Origin of the sequence: Rhizobium rhizogenes NBRC 13257 (assembly GCF_000696095.1) — a bacterium.
In the GTDB taxonomy this organism is placed as follows: Bacteria; Pseudomonadota; Alphaproteobacteria; order Rhizobiales; family Rhizobiaceae; genus Rhizobium; species Rhizobium rhizogenes.
This window is the reverse complement of the sequence record NZ_BAYX01000018.1, coordinates 31,980-50,168: the sequence shown is the minus strand read 5'-3', so window position 1 is coordinate 50,168 and position 18,189 is coordinate 31,980. Positions and strand designations below refer to the sequence as shown.

Below are 18,189 nucleotides of genomic sequence, written 5' to 3'. Positions count from 1 at the left end.
CACCCCTCAAAAAATGTCAGCGACCTACCATTCCGCTACGCTGCCATCTTCATGACGCCAGACCGGGTTGCGCCAGCGATGGCCTTCCTTGGCGCGTTCGATGACGTAGGCTTCGTCCACTTCGATGCCGAGGCCGGGGCCTTGCGGGATGCTGACGAAGCCGTCGGCGTAGTGGAAGACTTCCTTGTTGGAGATGTAGTCGAGGATGTCGTTGCCCTTGTTGTAGTGGATGCCGAGGCTCTGCTCCTGGATGAAGGCATTGTAGCTGACGGCGTCGACCTGCAGGCAGGCGGCAAGAGCGATCGGACCGAGCGGGCAATGCGGCGCCAGCGCCACGTCATAGGCTTCCGCCATGGCCGCGATCTTGCGGCATTCGGTGATGCCGCCGGCGTGTGAGAGGTCGGGCTGAAGAATGTCGACATAGCCGTCCGACAGGACCTGCTTGAAGTCCCAGCGCGAGAAGAGCCGCTCGCCGAGCGCGATCGGCGTCGAGCAATGATTGGCGATTTCCTTCAAGGCTTCGCGGTTTTCGGAGAGTACCGGCTCTTCGATGAACAGCAGCTTGTAGGGTTCCAGCTCCTTGGCGAGAACCTTGGCCATCGGGCGATGGACGCGGCCGTGGAAATCGACACCGATGCCGACATAGGGGCCAATTGCCTCGCGGATGGTGGCGATGGTCTCGACTGCCTTTTCCACCTTGTCGTAGGTGTCGACGATCTGCATTTCCTCGCAGCCGTTGAGCTTAATCGCCTTGAAGCCGCGAGCGACGACCTCTTTGGCGTTGTTGGCAACGTCGGAAGGACGGTCGCCGCCGATCCAGGAATAGACCTTGATCTTGTCACGCACCTGGCCGCCGAGCAGCGAATGGATCGGCTGGCCGAGCGCCTTGCCCTTGATGTCCCACAGCGCCTGGTCGATGCCGGCAATGGCGCTCATGTGGACGGCGCCGCCGCGATAGAAGCCGGCGCGGTACATGACATTCCAATGGTCCTCGATCAGGAAGGGATCCTTGCCGATCAGATAGTCTTCCAGCTCGTGCACGGCGGCCTGGACGGTGAGCGCGCGGCCTTCGACGACTGGTTCACCCCAGCCGACGATGCCTTCGTCAGTTTCGATCTTCAGGAACATCCAGCGCGGCGGCACGATATAGGTCGTCAGTTTGGTGATTTTCATGGGAATGCTTCCGTTTCGGCTTTTGGTCACATCGGCGGCGGAAGGCCGCGGATCTCGGGGTTTCAGGTCCTGCTTTTCTCCGCTCGTCCCATCGCCTTTCCGGCGGCGAGGTCGCGAGCGGCAAGGTCCAGCAGGCGATGGGTGCAGTCGCGCGCGGCAATGCCGTTGCGCAGGCGCAGCGCCTCCACCAGCTCGCCATGCACGGCGATCGCCTCGTCGCGGCTGTCGGCGGCGACATTGGAGGCGTGCAGTGCGTATTTGAGGCCGGCATGGATGGCACTCGACAGGCGGCGGAACACTTGGTTGTGGCTGGCGCCCAGCAGCACCGTATGGAACGTCACGTCGGCTTCGGTGAAGCGCTCCGGATCGTCGCCGGACTCGCACATCTGCCGCCAGGCCCGGTCGAGATCGGCAATCTCCTGGGCAGTGGCGCGCTCGGCGGCGTACTCGGCCGCGACAGGTTCGATGGTGCGCCGCGCCTCGAGGATGCTGCCGAGAATATCGAATTCGGCAATATAAGGTCCCATCCATTCGAGCACGTCCTGATCGAGGATGTTCCAGTCATCCTTGTCGCAGACGGTGGTGCCGATGCGTGGCTTGCCGCGCACGAGACCTTTCGATTCCAAGATCTTCAGGGATTCGCGGATGACGGTACGGCTGACGCCATAGAGCTCGCAGAGATCGTTTTCGCGCGGCAGGGCCGAGCCCGATGGATAGCGTTCGGAGCAGATATCTTCAGCAATCGCCGCCGTCACGTTCCGGCGCACGCGCGGGCGGCGTTCCGGCCGATCAACCAAGCCATGCTCTTGCCGTTCAAACGAATCCAACTATCTCTTCCCCGCTCCTCGCAGTCGAAAACACCTTACTACAATCATCATACACAGGCAATTCCCTGGTATGATGATTTGTCAACTGACTTGCGCGACTAGAAAGGGTGGATGCGCCATTTTGGATCTTCCTGGAAGAAAACAGCGCGTCTTTTCAAGGCAGCGGTGGGCTCGCCGTTACTGCGCTGTCGTCATCGACGGATAGAACACTATATTGCTGATTGGGGCTGCCAGAAGGCGGTTCCCCATCGGCCATTGCCGGGAGGGCAAAGCCCCTTTTTTCCAAGGTTTAATCAACGACAAGGAGGACGGTATGCAGATCAATCGCACAGGTTCGGCCCAGTGGTCCGGCGGTCTTAAGGACGGCAAGGGCCAGATCTCGACCCAGAGCGGTGCGCTCAACCATTATCCCTACGGCTTTGCCAGCCGCTTCGAAGGCGTCGCGGGCACCAATCCGGAGGAGTTGATCGGCGCGGCGCATGCGGGTTGCTTCACCATGGCGCTGTCGCTGATCTTGAATGAGGCGGGCTTCACTGCCGAGACCATGGAGACGACGGCCAAGGTCACGCTTGAAAGCGTCGAAGGCGGGTTTGCCATCAGCGCGATCCACCTGACGCTGACGGGCAAGGTTCCCGGTGCCGACGAGGCCAAGTTCACCGAGCTTGCCAACAAGGCCAAGGCCGGTTGCCCGGTCTCCAAGGCGCTTGCCTCGGTGCCGATCTCATTGGAAGTGCGCCTCGCCTAGGCTCGGAATCCAATGATTCGACAGGCTCTCCGCGATGCGAAGAGCCTGTCGAACGCTGCCCGTGATGGCAAGGTGGCCTATTTCTGCACACCAACGGGTATTGGTGGTCTTACGAGCCGGTTTCCGCTGCAAGGCGTCGTTTGACGATCAGGGCTAGCGGCACGGTGTAGAAGAAGTGCGACATGAAGCCACCGATGACGACCATCGGATCGAAGTAGTTGGGATGATCCGTGGTGGCGACCATGATCGCCGCATGCATCACGATCCAGATCATGACAGCATAGAAGAGCGCCACGAAGGTCGCCTCATAGCCGCGGCGCCGGAAGTACGGCCAGATGCAGGCAAAGGCGATGCCCCAGGCAAAAACGAAAGAGAAGTGGATTGCCGTGCCGAGAAAATAGGCCGTCAGTCCCAGAGATTCCTGCACGCCCTTGCCGAATACAAGGCCCGTGGCATTGCGGGGAATGCCCGCCAGCGGCATCAGTTGCTGGATGCCGACCCAGACGATCGCCTCATATATCCAGATCAGGACGCCGCCCGTGATCCCCCCGATCAAACCCGCTTTTATGGTTGACCATAGGGCCGGTCTATTCGTGACGTTCGTTCCTACGCCCGTATCTCGACGGACATCGCCATAATTGGTGCTCATCCCTGATTTTCCTCCCTGTTTGTTCCGCGCTTGGTTCTTGCTCAACCGCGTCAATTGCGGATGCGCGTAGGCTCCTCCTCCAGAGGATTTCATAAGGGGAGCGGGAGTGTCTTATCGAGAGCCACACAAGGGCCGGTCATAACGGCCGGTTATTCATCAATCGCATAACTGACAGCGCTCTCGACATTTCGTCTCGCGATCCGGCCATTCATCGGATGAATAGAAGGGATGCCGTTGCATCGCCAATTCAAAGAGCCGGCGGCCTCATAAGTATTGGCTATACTGCAAGGTCGGCAAGGCTACGTGCGGTCCGGCGGTATTTCCTTGCCTTGCGGCGGGAAGGCGCGGTTTCACGCATAAATCTACAATCCCTCATTATCGAGCCGAACTAGGCTTGTCGCGGAAATGTCCTGCGCGAGGGAGATTGTTCACATGTCCGCACTGACCTGGATTCACGTCATCATCAGCCTGATCGCGATCGTCGCCGGCGTTATCGTCGCGCAGGGATTGATCGCCGGCGACCGTCACGAACGGTCGACGCTCGTCTATATGGTCACAATCCTGCTGACGAGCCTGACCGGGTTTCTCTTTCCCTTTAACGGCGTGACACCGGGCATCATATTCGGCATCATCTCGGTTCTGATCTTCATTCCCACGGCGCTCGCGCGTTATAAGTTTCAGATGACCGGCTTCTGGCGGCTCGTCTTTATCGTCGGCAGCCTGTTCATGCACTACCTCAATTGCATTGTCCTGATCGTCCAATCCTTCCAGAAGATCCCTGCGCTGAACGCGCTGGCGCCACAGGGGAACGAGCCGCCGCTTCTGGCTGTTCAGGCGGTGCTGCTGATTGCATTCCTGATTGTCGGCTTGCTGAGCGTCCGTCGTTTCCGTCCCCATATTCTGGGTGCCTGACACCTGATCACGACCGCTGTTTCAACCGTCCGGTTGCCGGTGCGGTTTCTTGACAGGTGTGGCCTTATGGTTTACGAGTGATGAAAATTGAAAATCGTCACTCGTAAATCGAAAGTAAACCATGCTTGATCTTTCCGATGTCAGCGCCGATCCGGCGCGTCAGGAAAACATCACAAAAATCCTCGACGCAGCCGAAAGGCTGTTTCGCCACTACGGTTACGCCAAGACGACGGTCGCCGACATCGCTCGCGACCTCGGCATGTCCACGGCGAATATCTACCGCTTCTTTGCTTCAAAGACTGAAATTCGCCAGGCCGTTTGCGGCCGGATGCTTGAATACAGCTACCAGATGGCGCTGGAAATCCGCCGCCGCCCGATCAGCGCCTCCGACCGGCTGCATGCCTATGTCTATGCGCAATACAAGCAGACGTGCGAAAACATGCTCGACGAGCAGAAGGTGCATGAGATGGTGGTCATCGCCATCGAGCACGATTGGCACGTCATCGAAAAGTTTATCGATCGTATTCATGATTTGATAGCCGAGATCATCGCTGAGGGTATCGCTGCCGGCGAATTTCTTGAGCAGGACCCCTATGTTGCATCGAAATGCTTCGGCGCGGCGACGACCATCCTTTGCCATCCGCAGATGGTCGCGCAAAGTCTTAGCAAGCCGAACCGGGCCGAACCCGAAGACCTTATCGAATTCGCCATCAGGGCGCTGAAGAAATAGCAGTCCGCGTGCCGAATGATCGGCCGTGCTTGCATTCCGTTTGACTAAGGAGAGCGACATGCGTTCGCTGACGACCACGACGATACGATCCATAGCCGGCGCTGCATTCATTGCCGCTGTTGGTCTTACGCTTTCCGGCTGCAACGAGAAGAAGGAAGAGGCGGCGGAGGTGATCCGGCCGGTCAAGGTGATCGAGATCGCGCAGGCGGATACGACGCGCAAGCTCGATTATTCAGGCTCGGTCAAGGCGCGGACGGATATGAACCTTGGCTTCCGCGTCAGCGGCAAGATCGTCGAGCGCAAGGTGGATATCGGCCAGAAGGTGAAGCCCGGCGATGTGCTCGCCCGCATCGACTCTACCGATTACGCCCTGGCGGTGCGCCGCTCGCAGGCGGATCTCGATTCGGCTGAAAAGCAGGTGCAGACGACGGCGCTTGCCCGCAATCGTGCCCAGCAGCTCTTCGACAAGAGCGTCGGGTCGAAGTCGCAGCTCGAACAGGCCGAACTTTCCTATGATCAAGCCGTTTCGACGCGGGATTCCGCCGTGTCGGCGCTGACTGAGGCGAAAAACCAGGTTGCCTATAGCGATCTGACGTCGGACATGAACGGCATCGTGACGACCGTCAATGCCGATGTCGGTCAGGTCGTCAGCTCCGGCACGCCCGTTATCACCGTCGCTGTCGACGGCGAGAAGGAAGTGCTGATCGCTGTGCCGGAAATGGATATCGCGCAATTCAAGGTCGGCAAGGACGTCAAGGCGCGCTTTTGGTCCGACGACGCGCTGGTGCTCGACGGCAAGGTGCGCGAGGTGGCGGGCAGCGCCGATGCACAGTCACGGACCTTTGCAGTGCGTGTCAGCCTGCCGAGCGATCACCGCGTGCTGCTCGGCATGACCGCGACGATCGAGGCTGAGGCCGGCAATACCCAACCTTACGTCTCCGTTCCGCTGAGCGCGCTTGCCCAGAAGGACGGCCAGCAGATCGTCTGGCTGGTCGACCGCAGCGCCGGCTCGGTGCATTCCCGCAACGTCAAGGTCGCCGATTTTGCCGATGACGGCGTACGTATCGCCGACGGCCTGAAGGCCGGCGATGTCGTCGTTGCCGCCGGCACGCAATTCATGACCGAGAATATGAAGGTCAAGGTGCCGGATGCCCAGCAGGTATCGGCCGCGACCAATGGCGGCGCCGTCACGGCCGCTGCCGATATCGTGCGCTAAGCGGATCGAGGGGCGAGACCATGACTATCAACAGCACCTCGGAAGAGAAGAAGCCTTTCAACCTGTCGCGTTGGGCGATCGCCCATCCGAGCATCGCGCGCTTCCTGTTCGCGCTGATCATCATCGCCGGTGCGTTCGGCCTGACCCATATGGGCCAGAAGGAGGATCCGGATTTCACCTTCCGTGTCATGGTCGTGCAGACCATCTGGCCCGGCGCCTCGCTGCAGGACATGGAAGACCAGGTGGTCAACAAGATCGAGCGCAAGCTGCAGGAAACGCCGCATCTTGATTGGGTCAAATCCTATACCCGCGCCGGCTTTGCCATCACCACCGTCCAGATCAAGGGTGACACCAACACCGCACAGGTGAAGGACGCCTTTTATCAGGTGCGCAAGAAGGTCGGCGATATTGCCAATACGCTGCCGTCCGGCCTGCAAGGCCCCTATTTCAACGATGAATTCGGTGACACCTATATCACCCTGCATTCGATCAGCGGCGACGGCTACAGCTATCCCGAGCTGAAGAAATTCGCGATCCAGGCGCGAGACATGCTGCTCGCGACGCCGGGCGTCGAGAAGGCCGTGATCATCGGCGACCAGCCTGAGCAGATCTATATCGACGTCTCCTCCAAGGTGCTGGCGGAGCGTGGCCTGACGCTGACCGCCCTGCAGAACGCCATTGTCGGCCAGAACAATGTCGATCCAGCCGGTACCGTCGACACCAGCACGCGCTCCGTGCGTATCTCGGTCGAGGGTGACGTCAACAAGATCGAGGATATCAAGAACCTCCGGCTGACCGCCGGCGGCCAGGTGACGCGTCTCGGCGACATCGCAACGGTAAGCGCCGGGCTGCAGGATCCCTATACGGCCAAATTCCTCTATAACGGTCATGAGAGTGTCCAGCTCGGCGTCGTCATGGCCAATGGCAACAAGGTGACGGACGTCGGCGCGGCGGTGGAAGAGACTTATAAGCGCTTTACTGCCTCACTGCCGGTCGGCGTGCAGGTCGATCAGGTTTCCAATCAGCCGGAAGTCGTGACCGACGCCATCAGCGAGTTCATGCATGCCCTCGGCGAGGCGCTGGTGATCGTGCTGATCGTCTCTTTCCTGTCGATCGGCTGGCGCTCCGGCCTGGTGATCGCCATCGCCATTCCGCTCGTGCTCGCGGCGACCTTCGCCATCATGTACGAGCTCGGCATCGATCTGCAGCGCATTTCGCTCGGCGCTCTCATCATCGCGCTCGGTCTTCTGGTCGACGACGCCATGATCGTCGTCGAACTGATGGAGCGCAAGTTGGAGGAGGGGCTTGCCAAGCTCGATGCGGCAAGCTTTGCCTATTCCTCGACTGCCTTCCCGATGCTGACCGGCACGCTGATCACCACCGCCGGCTTCATTCCGGTCGGTTTCGCCGCCTCGACGGCGGGTGAATATGTCCGCACGCTCTTCTACGTCGTCGGCATCGCGCTGGTGATCTCGTGGTTCGTCGCGGTCTATTTCACGCCATGGCTCGGCTACATGATCCTGAAGCAGCGCCACCATGTCGGCGAGCATCACGATGTTTTCGACACGCGCTTCTATCGCCGCCTGCGTTCGTCGGTGGCCTGGGCCGTGCGTCATCGCGTCATCGTGCTGCTTCTGACGATCGCCGCCTTCGTCGGAAGCCTGTGGTCCTTCCAGTTCATCCCGCAGAACTTCTTCCCACAGTCGTCTCGCCCGGAAATCCTCGTCGATCTCTGGCTGCCGGAAGGCACCAGCATCAAGGAGGTCGAACGGCAGGCGCAGGCGCTGCAGGCGCGCGTGGCCGACGATCCGGACAAGCGTTTTGTCGCCACCTATGTCGGCCAGGGCGCCCCGCGCTTCTTCCTGCCACTCGACCAGCAGCTCACCAATCCGAACTATGCCCAGATGCTGGTCATGGCGAAGGACGAGCCCGCGCGCGAACGGCTGATTACTAAGCTGCGAGGCATTCTTGCCGCCGACTTCCCCACGGTCCGCGGCAAGGTCGACCGCCTGTTCCTCGGTCCGCCGACCGGCTGGCCGGTGCAGCTTCGCGTCATGGGTCCGGACCGGCAGGAGGTTCGCCACATCGCCGACGAGGTGAGGCAGCGCTTCGCCCAGAACCCGCTGCTTGGCGCCATCCATGACGACTGGCTCGAGCCGGTGCCGGCAATGAAGCTGGTGATCGATCAGGACCGCGCCCGCGCTCTCGGCGTCACCTCGCAGCGCATCCGCCAGATGCTGCAGGCCACCATGTCCGGTGCCACCCTCGACAATTACCGCGAGGGCGAGGAGACCGTCGGCATTGTCGTCAGGGAGCCGGCTGCCAGCCGTCATCTGCTGACCTCGGTCAATTCGATCTATATCCCGACCGATAGCGGTGGTTTCGTGCCGCTGTCGCAGGTCGCCAAGATCGAGCCCGTCATGGAGCAGAGCATTGAATGGCGTCGCGACCGCCTGCCGACCATCACGGTCCGGGCGACATTGCCTGACAACGTGCAGTCGAACGATGTGACGGCCAAGCTCTATAACGACATGGCCGACCTTCGAAACAGCCTGCCGGCCGGCTACAAGATCGAGATCCAGGGCGGCGCCGAAGACAGTGCCGAAAGCCAGGCCTCGATCGCCGCCAAGGCACCGATCATGCTGATCATCATCGTCGTGCTGCTGATGGCGCAGCTGCAACACTTCGGCAAGGCGATGCTGGTGCTGGCCACCGGCCCGCTTGGCATCATCGGCGCGGCAGGTGCCCTCTTGATCAGCGGTGCGCCCTTCGGCTTCGTGGCGATCCTCGGCGTCATCGCGCTGCTCGGCATCATCATCCGCAACTCGATCATCCTTGTCGACCAGATCGACCAGGATATCGCGGTGGGCATGGACCGAAAGGAAGCGATCGTCGGCGCGGCCGTGCGACGTTTCCGGCCGATCGTGCTGACGGCGCTGACGGCGGTTCTGGCGCTGATCCCGATCTCGCGCGGCGTCTTCTGGGGCCCGCTCGCCTATTCCATGATGGGCGGCATCCTGGTTGCCACAGTGCTCACCATCTTCGTGCTGCCGGCGGGCTATGCGCTGTTCTTCGGCCGCGAGCCGAAGACGAAATCGGCTGAGCCGCTGGTGGACAAGCCGCAGGAAAGCAACGACGCCGTGGACCATCTGCCGCCGGCCATGGCCGCGGAATAACAGGCGCGGACGAAATGAAGAAAAGGGGCCTCGGTCTATGCCGGGGCCCCTTTCTATTCGTGCCGAATGCTCGCCTAGAGGATTGTCGGCTGACCGTCGACAATCTTGAGGATCGTCAGGGTTCCGCCCATGGAAACAGCGGTGTCGATGCCGATGCGGCCACTGCCGAAGGTCGGGCGCGGGCTCGGCGTATGGCCGTGCACCACCAGCACCGGCAATTGCGGCCCCTGGGAGAGGAAGGGTTCGCGGATCCAGATCAGGTCGTTATCGGTCTGTCCCGCCAATGGTATGTACGGCTGAATGCCGGCATGGACGAAGATGACGGAGCCGACGGTGACGGCGACCGGCAGCGAGCGCAGCAATTTGACATGCGCCGGCGGAATGGCCCGCCGGGCCGCCTCGCCGAGTTCCTCGACGCTCCGGCCTTCCTCGCGCAGCAGATAGTCCACGTCGACACCATAGGAGGCGAGCGTCGGGCCTGAGCCATACTCCAGCCAGTCGCTGTTGCCGCGCGGATCGTCGAGGAATTTCAGGAAGACGTCGTCGTGATTGCCCAGCAGGCTGTAGCGGTCGAAGTTCGAGGGCGGCGGGTCGCACAAATGCTGCAGCACGTCGCTCGATTGCGGGCCGCGATCGACGTAGTCGCCGAGGAACATCAGGAGCTTTCGGCCAGGAATTTTGGCGGCATCCGCGACGATGCGCCTCTCGGCCTCGATCAGCTCATCATGGCAGCCATGGATGTCGCTGAGCGCATAGATGGCTGTGTAATTCTGAGCCGGAAGATCGATGCGGGCACGCCGGGACTGTTCCATGGATCTCGCCGTTCTGCTGCTGAATAGTCGATAAATTAATCCCATCATCGACATCCGCAAGCGCCGGCACTGCGACACAACCTTTTATTGAAATAAACCAATAATTCCACCTACTTATGGCGTTGTTGCGACGGTAATCCAGTCAATGTTGCAGTGCAATATGCGTTGGTGAGCGATGCTTGTGCGCGGTTAAGAAACGGGAAGCTATAAATGCCGCTATGCGTCAATCTGACCGGCACGACGGCGGGCGGCAGGCGCGTTGGAGCATTTTGGGGCGGGTAATGCTTCCCGCCGGCGAAACGCGAGAGCTGAACGGCCTTGACGATCTCGCAGCCTTCTGCTCCCCATGGTTCCGGTCAGGGAGACAGACATAAGAGGAGGAACTGCGCGTGAAGCATGTGAAATCGATCGGCCATGTCGCCGTCAGCGTCAAGGATATCGAGCGGTCGCTTGATTTCTACGTCAACAAGCTTGGCTTCGAGGAGATGTTCCGGCTGGAGCAGGACGGCCGCCTCTGGATCGTCTATCTGCGCATCACCGATACGCAATATCTCGAGCTGTTTCCCGATGCCGTCGGCGACAGCGCGCCGCCGTTTGCCAATGTCGGCTTCAATCATCTCTGCCTTGAGGTCGACGATATCGACGGCGCGATTGCCGAGCTGACCGGCAAGGGCGTCGCGCTCACCTCCGAAAAGCAGCTCGGCGTCGATCACAACTACCAGGCCTGGATCACCGATCCCGAAGGCAACCGCATCGAGCTGATGCAGCTCGGCGAAAAGGCCATGCAGCTCCAGGCGATCGCGCGGTTGCGCAGGGAGCGGGCCTGAGACGGATAGTTCCGAATCGTTGCCAGCTATCCGCGATAGGCCGCCTGCAGGCCGGCAATGTCGAGCTTGATCATCTCCATGATCGCCTGCAGCACGCGACCGGCCTTGGCCGGGTCGGGGTCGGCCAGCATCTGCTTGACCACTGTCGGGACGATCTGCCAGGAGACGCCGTAGCGATCCTTCAGCCAGCCGCATTGCTCGATGGCGCCGCCGGCGGAAAGCCCGTCCCAGAGCCGGTCCACCTCGGCCTGGTCGTCGCAATCCACCTCCAGCGAGATCGCATGGGTATATTCGAAGCGCCTGCCGCCATTCAGCGCCATGAAGCGCTGGCCGGCAAGCGTGAAGCTCACCACCAGCACGCTGCCTTGCGGGCCGCCGGGTGTTTCGACGACATTCTTCTGCACATGGTCGATGCGCGAGCCGGGAAACAGCGACACATAGAAATTGGCCGCTTCCTCGGCCTCGTTTGCGAACCACAGGCATGGGGCAATTTTAGACATGGGATGCTCCTCTCTTCGGTTGGAATGCTCCAAGGACGGACGGTGAGGGGCAAAGCCGACAGGGGAGTGGAGTTTTTTGAGTTTGCCCGGCTGCAGCGCGCGACCTTTCCCGGCATGATCATAAATCGACCGCCATCATGCGCTTTGCATTTACCAGCCGGTGCATATGCGAATATGCTTGGCGCCTGACGACAGGCGATGCAGGAGCGTCGCTTCAAGGAGATGAGAGTGAGCTACGATTTCCATGTGGGCCAGAAGGTCGTCTGTATCGATGACAAGTTCAAGCATGTCAGCATCGACCAGCTGATCCGCAAGGGGACGATCTACACGATCCGCTGGGTCGGCGAATACTCGCATTATGTCGATGGCAATTTCATCGGCGTGAAGCTGGAAGAGATCCACCGCGGCAATGACGACGGCCCCGAAGGCTACGGCGCCGCCGACATGCCCTACCGCGCCACCCGCTTCCGCCCACTGGTGAAGGACAAGATCGCGACCCTGCGCAAACTGCTGGCCCCGACGCCGGATGCGCCTGTGGAGCCGAAGGTGAAGGTTAAGAAGACGGAGAAGGTTTGAGGAGGTTGGGCAGTCGAGGCCGTAACGTACAACTTTGTTAAGGCACACCAAGTTCTTCGGAGTCTTATGGACGACGCACTCTTGTGAGTAGCTGGGGTGGGATTGAGCATGCACAATCTGGTTGCCAGATCCGATATTGCATTTCATCGTGCAAGAGCGACCAGCCAGTTATTCTTCTAAAGGCAGGGGAAATAGAAAACTGGTGCTGCTAGAGAGATTTGAACTCTCGGCCTCTCCCTTACCAAGGGAGTGCTCTACCCCTGAGCTATAGCAGCAAACCGTGGCGCTTTGGGTGCGCCGTATTGGGCGAGGCGGCTATTGCCATAGGTCGAGGCTGAGTGCAAGCCGCAAATTTCAACTTCTGTGAAAGATCGCGGGAAAAAATGCGTCGGCCTTTTGAAGTCGAGGGATTTCGGCTATGGGAAGCGCATGGGTGTGGATAAGACGAAAACGGGTGATGAGGCGATCTCGCAAGGCGGTTTGACGGCCGGCGAGGCGGAAGAAGGCGTGGTTGCGAGGCCCGTCACCGAGGCGGACAGGCGGCGGGAGCGGGCGGCGCAGAAGCTGCGCGAAAATCTTGGCCGCCGCAAGCAGCAGGTGAGGGCGCGGCGCGCTGGCCAAGCGGACGAAACGGATGGGCTGCCGGCCGCAAATACCGCGCCCGAGAAAGACGCCGCCGCAAAAATGGACGAATCGTAATGATTCATGTCGCCCATCATCAAACAGCCATCAAACGAATTGAAGCTTTAATCTATTTCGTCTAAAGAGCGCCTTTTCCCAGGTGGCATGGAACTTCAGGAAAGGCGGGCTCGGCCCGTAGTCATATATGGATCGTATCAGGATTGTCGGCGGCAACGAGCTTAACGGTATCATTCCGATCTCCGGCGCCAAGAACGCGGCTCTGCCTCTGATGATCGCCTCGCTGCTCACCAGCGATACGCTGACGCTTGAAAACGTGCCGCATCTGGCCGACGTCGAGCTGCTGCAGCGCATTCTCGGCAATCATGGCGTTGACGTCGCCGTCAACGGCCGGCGCGAGCGCCAGGAAGACGCCTATTCCCGCACCATCCATTTCACCTGCCGCACCATCGTCGACACGACCGCGCCTTACGAGCTGGTTGCCAAGATGCGCGCCAGCTTCTGGGTCATCGGGCCGCTGCTTGCCCGCGAAGGCCAGGCGCGCGTGTCGCTGCCCGGCGGCTGCGCCATCGGAACGCGTCCGGTCGATCTGTTCATCGAGGGCCTGACGGCGCTTGGCGCCAACATGGAAATCGACGGTGGCTATATCAACGCCACCGCGCCCAAGGGCGGCCTGATCGGCGCGCGCTATGATTTCCCGAAGGTTTCGGTCGGCGCGACGCATGTGATGATGATGGCGGCGACCCTTGCCCGCGGTACGACGGTCATCGGCAATGCGGCCCGTGAGCCCGAGGTCGTCGATCTCGCCAATTGCCTGATCGCCATGGGCGCCAAGATCACCGGCGCCGGCACCAGCACGATCACCATCGAAGGCGTCACCTCGCTTTCCGGCGCGCGCCACCGCGTCCTGCCGGACCGCATCGAGACCGGCACCTATGCCATGGCCGTTGCCATGGCCGGCGGCGACGTTACCCTGGAAAATACCGACATGGCGCTGCTCGACACGGCGCTGGACAGCCTGCGCCGTGCCGGTGCCGATATCTCGGCGACCAATAACGGCATTCGCGTCAAGCGCAACGGCGGCGGCATCCAGCCGGTCGATGTCGTCACCGATCCCTTCCCGGGCTTCCCGACCGACCTGCAGGCGCAGTTCATGGCGCTGATGACGCGCTCGACCGGCACCTCGCATATCACCGAGACCATCTTCGAAAACCGCTTTATGCATGTGCAGGAGCTCGCCCGCCTCGGCGCGAAGATCTCGCTCTCCGGCCAGACGGCCAAGATCGAGGGCGTCGAGCGGCTGAAGGGCGCGCCAGTCATGGCGACGGACCTTCGCGCTTCCGTATCGCTGGTCATTGCCGGCCTTGCCGCCGAGGGCGAAACGTTGGTGTCGCGCATCTATCACCTCGATCGCGGCTTCGAGCGGCTGGAAGACAAGCTGACGCGTTGCGGTGCGATCGTCGAGCGCATCAGCGACTAATTCCCGCTATTGCCGTGAACAGACCGGAGAAGCCCGTTTTCTCCGGTTGCGTCTTTGCCGCCCGCATCCTATTTCCATCACGAGGACATGCCGCTATCGGCATGTCCGTGGGCGATCAGGGATATCAGGCGCATGACCAATCTCAAGCTAATGGCACTCGACACCGAAGACTTGGGCGTTATTTCCGCGCATATGCAGGATAGCGTCTTCAAGGTCGGCGACATGTCTTATACGCCGAAGCTTAAGCAATTTTCGTTTGCCGCCAACCGTTTCGTCTGGGAACTGTCGGATCCGAAGAGCAAGACGTTCGAGCGCCGTCGCGTGGCGCTGGTGTTCAAGCGGGTGCTGGCGGTGCGCTCCAGCGGCGTCGACCGGCGCCGGCGTGATGACGTGCTGTCGCTGCTCGCTATCCGCTTCGACCAGAAGGGCGACGGGCCTGACGGCACCATCGAGCTGACGCTTGCCGGCAATGCGACCATCGCGCTCGATGTCGAATGTATCGAAGTTCAGCTTGCGGATATTGGCGGCGCGTGGGAAACGGCTAATAAGCCCAGTCATCCGGACGAAGCGCTCTAGGCCGGACGGAAAACGAGTTTCGGTCGCCGGCGGCGGCCTCGATGTAAAAGGATTATCAGCGTGGCTATCTGGCTGGATCAGGCGTCGGAAGGGTTCGAGGAGCAGTTCGCCGCTTTTCTCACGACCAAGCGAGAAGTGTCCGAGGACGTGAATGCCGTTGCGCGCGCCATCATCGACGATGTCAGGGCGCGGGGCGACGCGGCTCTGGCCGATTACTCCAAGAAATTCGAAGGCATTGATTTCGCCACGACGCCGATGCGCGTCACGGAAGCGGAGATCGACGCGGCGGTTGCCGCCGTTCCCGCCGAAGTGCTGGGCGCGCTCAAGGTCGCGGCCACCCGCATCGAATCGCATCATCGCCGGCAATTGCCGAAGGACGATATCTACGAGGACGATCTCGGCGTCGGTCTCGGCTCGCGCTGGACGGCGATCGAGGCTGTCGGTCTCTACGTGCCCGGCGGCACGGCAAGCTATCCAAGCTCGGTGCTGATGAATGCGGTGCCGGCCAAGGTCGCCGGTGTCGAGCGTATCGTCATCACGGTGCCGACCATGGGCGGCTCGATCAACCCGGCGGTGCTGGCCGCTGCCCGCATGGCCGGCGTCGAGGAGATCTACCGCATCGGCGGCGCGCAGGCGATCGCAGCGCTGGCCTATGGCACGGAGACGATCGCCCCGGTCTACAAGATCACCGGCCCCGGCAATGCCTATGTCGCCGCCGCCAAGCGCCATGTCTTCGGCACTGTCGGCATCGACATGATCGCCGGCCCGTCCGAAGTGCTTGTTATCGCCGACAAGCACAATGATCCGGACTGGCTGGCCGCCGATCTCCTGGCGCAGGCCGAGCATGACGAGGGCGCGCAGTCGATCCTGATCACCGATGATGCAGAGTTGGGCAAGGCTGTCGACGGCGCCGTCGAACGGCAGCTGAAGCGGCTCAGCCGGTCGAAGACGGCGGCGGCGAGCTGGCGGGATTTCGGCGCCATCATCCTGGTATCCGACCTGAAGCAGGCCGTTCCGCTTGCCAACCGCATCGCCGCCGAGCACGTCGAACTCGCGGTCGATCATCCCGATGCTCTGCTTGCAGGCATCCGCAATGCCGGCGCTATCTTCGTCGGCCGTCATACGCCGGAAGTGATCGGTGATTATGTTGGCGGCTCCAATCATGTGCTGCCGACCGCGCGCTCCGCCCGTTTTTCGTCCGGCCTGTCGGTGCTCGATTTCGTCAAGCGCACCTCGATCCTGCGGCTCGGTCCGGAGCAGCTGCGCGCACTTGGCCCGGCGGCGATCGCGCTTGCCGAAGCGGAAGGGCTCGACGCCCATGCGCGATCGGTTGCAATCCGTCTCAATCTCGAGAGGTAAGGCATGGCAGAAGGTGTCTTCCGGCTGAGCGATGTGGTCCTGGACGACACGATCGGCCGTTCGACGCCCGACGTCGAGCATGAGCGCGCCGTCGCCATCTTCGACCTGATCGAGGAAAACAGCTTCCAGCCTATCGGCCATGCGGGCGGGCCTTATCTCCTGAACCTGTCACTGGTCGACCAGAAGCTGGTTTTCGACATCCGGACGGAGGAGGGGACGGTCGTTGCCGCCCATATCCTGTCGCTGACGCCGTTTCGCCGGATCGTGAAGGATTACTTCATGATCTGCGAGAGCTATTACGAGGCGATCCGCTCGGCCACTCCCAGCCGCATCGAGGCGATCGACATGGGTCGCCGCGGCATCCACAATGAGGGGTCGCGGACGCTGATGGAGCGGCTGCAGGGCAAGATCACCGTGGATTTCGACACGGCGCGGCGGCTCTTTACCCTCGTCTGCGTGCTCTATTGGCGTGGGTGACGGCGATGGAGCAACCGAAGGCCATCGACCATAGCGTAAAGGCGCCGGGCGCCATCCTCTTCATGTGTGGGCTGAATGCCATCCGTTCGCCGATGGCGGAAGTGATTGCGCGCGGGATGCTGCCGCAGGGCACCTATATCGCTTCAGCGGGCGTGCGGGCCGGCGAACGCAATCCTTTCGTCGATGTCGTTCTCGACGAGATCGGCCTCTCGCTCGGACGCCGGCAGCCGCAGACGCTGGAGGAACTGGAGGATGATTTCTTCGATCTCATCATCACGCTCTCTCCCGAAGCGCATCACGCGGCGCTGGAATTGACACGGGCCAATGCCATCGAGGTCATCTATTGGCCGACCATGGACCCCTCGGCGATCGGCGACACGCGCGAGCAGATTCTCGATGCCTACCGTGATGTGCGGGATTATCTTCAGGGCCTGATCGAGAGCAGGCTGGTGGAACGTCGCGGCTCCCTTTAAGGTGCCGCGTGAAACAAATGCAGAAAGCCTTATCAACGTGGTTCACAAAACCGCGTCGATTGTGTAGTTTCCGCGCAAATTTCCGGCGACCCCGCATTTTGCCACGGGCGCCGGCCACAACCCTACAGGAAAAGAAGCTTTAATGCCGAAAGAAGAAGTCCTAGAATTTCCGGGTGTCGTCACCGAATTGCTGCCGAACGCGACCTTCCGCGTGAAGCTGGAAAACGAGCACGAGATCATCGCCCACACCGCCGGCCGCATGCGCAAGAACCGCATTCGCGTTCTCGCCGGCGACAAGGTGCTGGTGGAAATGACCCCTTACGACCTGACCAAGGGCCGCATCACCTACCGTTTCAAGTAGTCGCTGCTCGTTTTCGAGCCGGCTGTCCGTCTCCCGCCTGATAGGTCGAGGTTTTATGGCGCTGAAACACAAGCTGATACTGGCCTCCGGATCGCCGCGCCGCGTCGACCTCCTGCATCAGGCAGGGATCGAAGCGGCGCGCCTGATGCCCATGGATATCGACGAGGCTCCGAAGAAATCGGAGCATCCGCGATCGCTGGCGCGTAGGCTTTCGGCGGAAAAGGGCGAGGCGGCCTTTGCCGCGGTGAAAGGCGATGTCGCCTGGCAGGGAAGCTATATCCTTGCCGCCGACACGGTTGTCGCCGTCGGCCGTCGGATTCTCCCGAAGGCAGAGTTCGTCGACGAGGCGTCTTCGGCGCTGCACCTGCTCTCCGGCCGCAGCCATGTCGTCTATACCGGCGTCTGCCTGATCACACCCGACCGCAAGCTGCGCCAGAAGGTCATCGAGACCAAGGTTCGCTTCAAGCGGCTGTCGGCCAGGGACATCGACATGTACCTCGCCTCCGGCCAATGGCGCGGCAAGGCGGGTGCCTATGGCATCCAGGGGCTCGCGGGCTCCTTCGTGCAGAAGCTGATCGGCTCCTACACCAATGTCGTCGGATTGCCACTTTATGAAACCATGCTGCTTCTGGCGGGAGAGGGTTTCGACGTTCATGCCACCTGGCAGGAAGGGTGATTGTC

At 61.2% G+C, this 18,189-nt stretch carries 20 protein-coding genes and 1 tRNA gene; 15 read left to right on the top strand and 6 right to left on the bottom strand.

Translation table 11 applies throughout. From position 1 onward, the window contains the following. Positions 1-24: 24 nt before the first annotated feature. Together dgoD and RRH01S_RS28340 are read right to left on the bottom strand one after the other, a co-directional pair. A complete protein-coding gene (gene dgoD / locus RRH01S_RS28345; RefSeq protein WP_007699196.1) occupies positions 25-1,173 on the bottom strand; it encodes a galactonate dehydratase in 1,149 nt (382 codons plus the stop codon). Between the two features lie 62 nt (positions 1,174-1,235). After that, on the bottom strand, positions 1,236-2,000 hold the full coding sequence (locus RRH01S_RS28340; RefSeq protein WP_042476066.1) for a FadR/GntR family transcriptional regulator: 765 nt from the start codon (positions 1,998-2,000) through the stop codon (positions 1,236-1,238). A 313-nt stretch (positions 2,001-2,313) separates the two neighbouring features. Here RRH01S_RS28340 and RRH01S_RS28335 point away from each other — a divergent pair, with 313 nt between their 5' ends. Then, complete coding sequence (locus RRH01S_RS28335; protein WP_012652480.1) at positions 2,314-2,745, top strand: OsmC family protein; 432 nt, start codon at positions 2,314-2,316, stop codon at positions 2,743-2,745. 109 nt (positions 2,746-2,854) lie between these two features. On the opposite strand, the gene RRH01S_RS28330 is transcribed toward RRH01S_RS28335, so the two are convergent. Then, positions 2,855-3,394, bottom strand: a complete 540-nt coding sequence (locus tag RRH01S_RS28330; protein WP_042476062.1) for a hypothetical protein — start codon at positions 3,392-3,394, stop codon at positions 2,855-2,857. A 432-nt stretch (positions 3,395-3,826) separates the two neighbouring features. Between RRH01S_RS28330 and RRH01S_RS28325 the strand changes: the two genes are divergently transcribed. From RRH01S_RS28325 to RRH01S_RS28310, 4 genes are all read left to right on the top strand, one after another. Then, a complete protein-coding gene (locus tag RRH01S_RS28325) occupies positions 3,827-4,306 on the top strand; it encodes a hypothetical protein (protein WP_042476059.1) in 480 nt (159 codons plus the stop codon). 121 nt (positions 4,307-4,427) lie between these two features. Continuing rightward, positions 4,428-5,036, top strand: a complete 609-nt coding sequence (locus RRH01S_RS28320; protein ID WP_007699182.1) for a TetR/AcrR family transcriptional regulator — start codon at positions 4,428-4,430, stop codon at positions 5,034-5,036. Between the two features lie 58 nt (positions 5,037-5,094). Beyond that, on the top strand, positions 5,095-6,252 hold the full coding sequence (locus RRH01S_RS28315; protein ID WP_012652477.1) for an efflux RND transporter periplasmic adaptor subunit: 1,158 nt from the start codon (positions 5,095-5,097) through the stop codon (positions 6,250-6,252). A 20-nt stretch (positions 6,253-6,272) separates the two neighbouring features. Continuing rightward, on the top strand, positions 6,273-9,428 hold the full coding sequence (locus RRH01S_RS28310) for an efflux RND transporter permease subunit (protein ID WP_042476056.1): 3,156 nt from the start codon (positions 6,273-6,275) through the stop codon (positions 9,426-9,428). Positions 9,429-9,502: 74 nt separating this feature from the next. Here the strand turns inward: RRH01S_RS28310 and RRH01S_RS28305 are convergent, their stop codons facing one another. After that, the gene (locus tag RRH01S_RS28305; RefSeq protein WP_165586821.1) at positions 9,503-10,240 is read right to left on the bottom strand and encodes a metallophosphoesterase family protein; all 738 of its coding nucleotides are present in this window, start codon (positions 10,238-10,240) and stop codon (positions 9,503-9,505) included. 389 nt (positions 10,241-10,629) lie between these two features. Here RRH01S_RS28305 and RRH01S_RS28300 point away from each other — a divergent pair, with 389 nt between their 5' ends. Continuing rightward, a complete protein-coding gene (locus RRH01S_RS28300; RefSeq protein WP_037221338.1) occupies positions 10,630-11,067 on the top strand; it encodes a VOC family protein in 438 nt (145 codons plus the stop codon). A gap of 26 nt (positions 11,068-11,093) precedes the next feature. Here the strand turns inward: RRH01S_RS28300 and RRH01S_RS28295 are convergent, their stop codons facing one another. Then, positions 11,094-11,567, bottom strand: a complete 474-nt coding sequence (locus RRH01S_RS28295) for a VOC family protein (protein WP_042476053.1) — start codon at positions 11,565-11,567, stop codon at positions 11,094-11,096. A 228-nt stretch (positions 11,568-11,795) separates the two neighbouring features. Between RRH01S_RS28295 and RRH01S_RS28290 the strand changes: the two genes are divergently transcribed. After that, positions 11,796-12,143, top strand: a complete 348-nt coding sequence (locus RRH01S_RS28290; RefSeq protein WP_007699162.1) for a hypothetical protein — start codon at positions 11,796-11,798, stop codon at positions 12,141-12,143. Between the two features lie 200 nt (positions 12,144-12,343). Here the strand turns inward: RRH01S_RS28290 and RRH01S_RS28285 are convergent. Continuing rightward, positions 12,344-12,418, bottom strand: a tRNA-Thr gene (locus tag RRH01S_RS28285). A 154-nt stretch (positions 12,419-12,572) separates the two neighbouring features. On the opposite strand from RRH01S_RS28285, the gene RRH01S_RS28280 reads away from it, so the two are divergent. The 8 genes from RRH01S_RS28280 (at position 12,573) to RRH01S_RS28245 (ending at position 18,184) form a co-directional block, all read left to right on the top strand. Beyond that, positions 12,573-12,842: a hypothetical protein gene (locus RRH01S_RS28280; protein WP_234711772.1), complete on the top strand. Its 270-nt coding sequence runs from the start codon at positions 12,573-12,575 to the stop codon at positions 12,840-12,842. A gap of 127 nt (positions 12,843-12,969) precedes the next feature. Next, entirely contained in the window at positions 12,970-14,262 is a 1,293-nt protein-coding gene (gene murA / locus RRH01S_RS28275; protein ID WP_007699148.1) for a UDP-N-acetylglucosamine 1-carboxyvinyltransferase, read from the top strand. Between the two features lie 132 nt (positions 14,263-14,394). Beyond that, positions 14,395-14,838, top strand: coding sequence for a DUF2948 family protein (locus tag RRH01S_RS28270; protein ID WP_012652471.1), 444 nt, complete (start codon positions 14,395-14,397; stop codon positions 14,836-14,838). 60 nt (positions 14,839-14,898) lie between these two features. Further along, positions 14,899-16,197 carry a histidinol dehydrogenase gene (gene hisD, locus RRH01S_RS28265; protein ID WP_042476051.1) on the top strand — a complete coding sequence of 433 codons (1,299 nt, stop codon included), beginning with the start codon at positions 14,899-14,901 and terminating at the stop codon, positions 16,195-16,197. Positions 16,198-16,200: 3 nt separating this feature from the next. Then, a complete protein-coding gene (locus RRH01S_RS28260; RefSeq protein ID WP_007699142.1) occupies positions 16,201-16,674 on the top strand; it encodes a UPF0262 family protein in 474 nt (157 codons plus the stop codon). A 5-nt stretch (positions 16,675-16,679) separates the two neighbouring features. Next, on the top strand, positions 16,680-17,147 hold the full coding sequence (locus tag RRH01S_RS28255; protein WP_007699140.1) for an arsenate-mycothiol transferase ArsC: 468 nt from the start codon (positions 16,680-16,682) through the stop codon (positions 17,145-17,147). A gap of 142 nt (positions 17,148-17,289) precedes the next feature. Then, positions 17,290-17,508 (top strand): translation initiation factor IF-1, encoded by a 219-nt coding sequence (gene infA / locus RRH01S_RS28250; protein ID WP_004117876.1) that lies wholly within the window; start codon positions 17,290-17,292, stop codon positions 17,506-17,508. A 55-nt stretch (positions 17,509-17,563) separates the two neighbouring features. Then, positions 17,564-18,184, top strand: coding sequence for a Maf-like protein (locus RRH01S_RS28245; RefSeq protein ID WP_012652468.1), 621 nt, complete (start codon positions 17,564-17,566; stop codon positions 18,182-18,184). Positions 18,185-18,189: the final 5 nt, after the last annotated feature.

Bases quoted from the DNA above. Each gene is read 5' to 3' on its own strand.
- dgoD (WP_007699196.1), bottom strand. From the start codon at position 1,173: ATGAAAATCACCAAACTGACGACCTATATCGTGCCGCCGCGCTGGATG.
- RRH01S_RS28335 (WP_012652480.1), top strand. From the start codon at position 2,314: ATGCAGATCAATCGCACAGGTTCGGCCCAGTGGTCCGGCGGTCTTAAG.
- RRH01S_RS28330 (WP_042476062.1), bottom strand. From the start codon at position 3,394: ATGAGCACCAATTATGGCGATGTCCGTCGAGATACGGGCGTAGGAACG.
- RRH01S_RS28325 (WP_042476059.1), top strand. From the start codon at position 3,827: ATGTCCGCACTGACCTGGATTCACGTCATCATCAGCCTGATCGCGATC.
- RRH01S_RS28320 (WP_007699182.1), top strand. From the start codon at position 4,428: ATGCTTGATCTTTCCGATGTCAGCGCCGATCCGGCGCGTCAGGAAAAC.
- RRH01S_RS28315 (WP_012652477.1), top strand. From the start codon at position 5,095: ATGCGTTCGCTGACGACCACGACGATACGATCCATAGCCGGCGCTGCA.
- RRH01S_RS28310 (WP_042476056.1), top strand. From the start codon at position 6,273: ATGACTATCAACAGCACCTCGGAAGAGAAGAAGCCTTTCAACCTGTCG.
- RRH01S_RS28305 (WP_165586821.1), bottom strand. From the start codon at position 10,240: ATGGAACAGTCCCGGCGTGCCCGCATCGATCTTCCGGCTCAGAATTAC.
- RRH01S_RS28295 (WP_042476053.1), bottom strand. From the start codon at position 11,567: ATGTCTAAAATTGCCCCATGCCTGTGGTTCGCAAACGAGGCCGAGGAA.
- RRH01S_RS28280 (WP_234711772.1), top strand. From the start codon at position 12,573: ATGGGTGTGGATAAGACGAAAACGGGTGATGAGGCGATCTCGCAAGGC.
- murA (WP_007699148.1), top strand. From the start codon at position 12,970: ATGGATCGTATCAGGATTGTCGGCGGCAACGAGCTTAACGGTATCATT.
- RRH01S_RS28270 (WP_012652471.1), top strand. From the start codon at position 14,395: ATGACCAATCTCAAGCTAATGGCACTCGACACCGAAGACTTGGGCGTT.
- RRH01S_RS28260 (WP_007699142.1), top strand. From the start codon at position 16,201: ATGGCAGAAGGTGTCTTCCGGCTGAGCGATGTGGTCCTGGACGACACG.
- RRH01S_RS28255 (WP_007699140.1), top strand. From the start codon at position 16,680: ATGGAGCAACCGAAGGCCATCGACCATAGCGTAAAGGCGCCGGGCGCC.
- infA (WP_004117876.1), top strand. From the start codon at position 17,290: ATGCCGAAAGAAGAAGTCCTAGAATTTCCGGGTGTCGTCACCGAATTG.
- RRH01S_RS28245 (WP_012652468.1), top strand. From the start codon at position 17,564: ATGGCGCTGAAACACAAGCTGATACTGGCCTCCGGATCGCCGCGCCGC.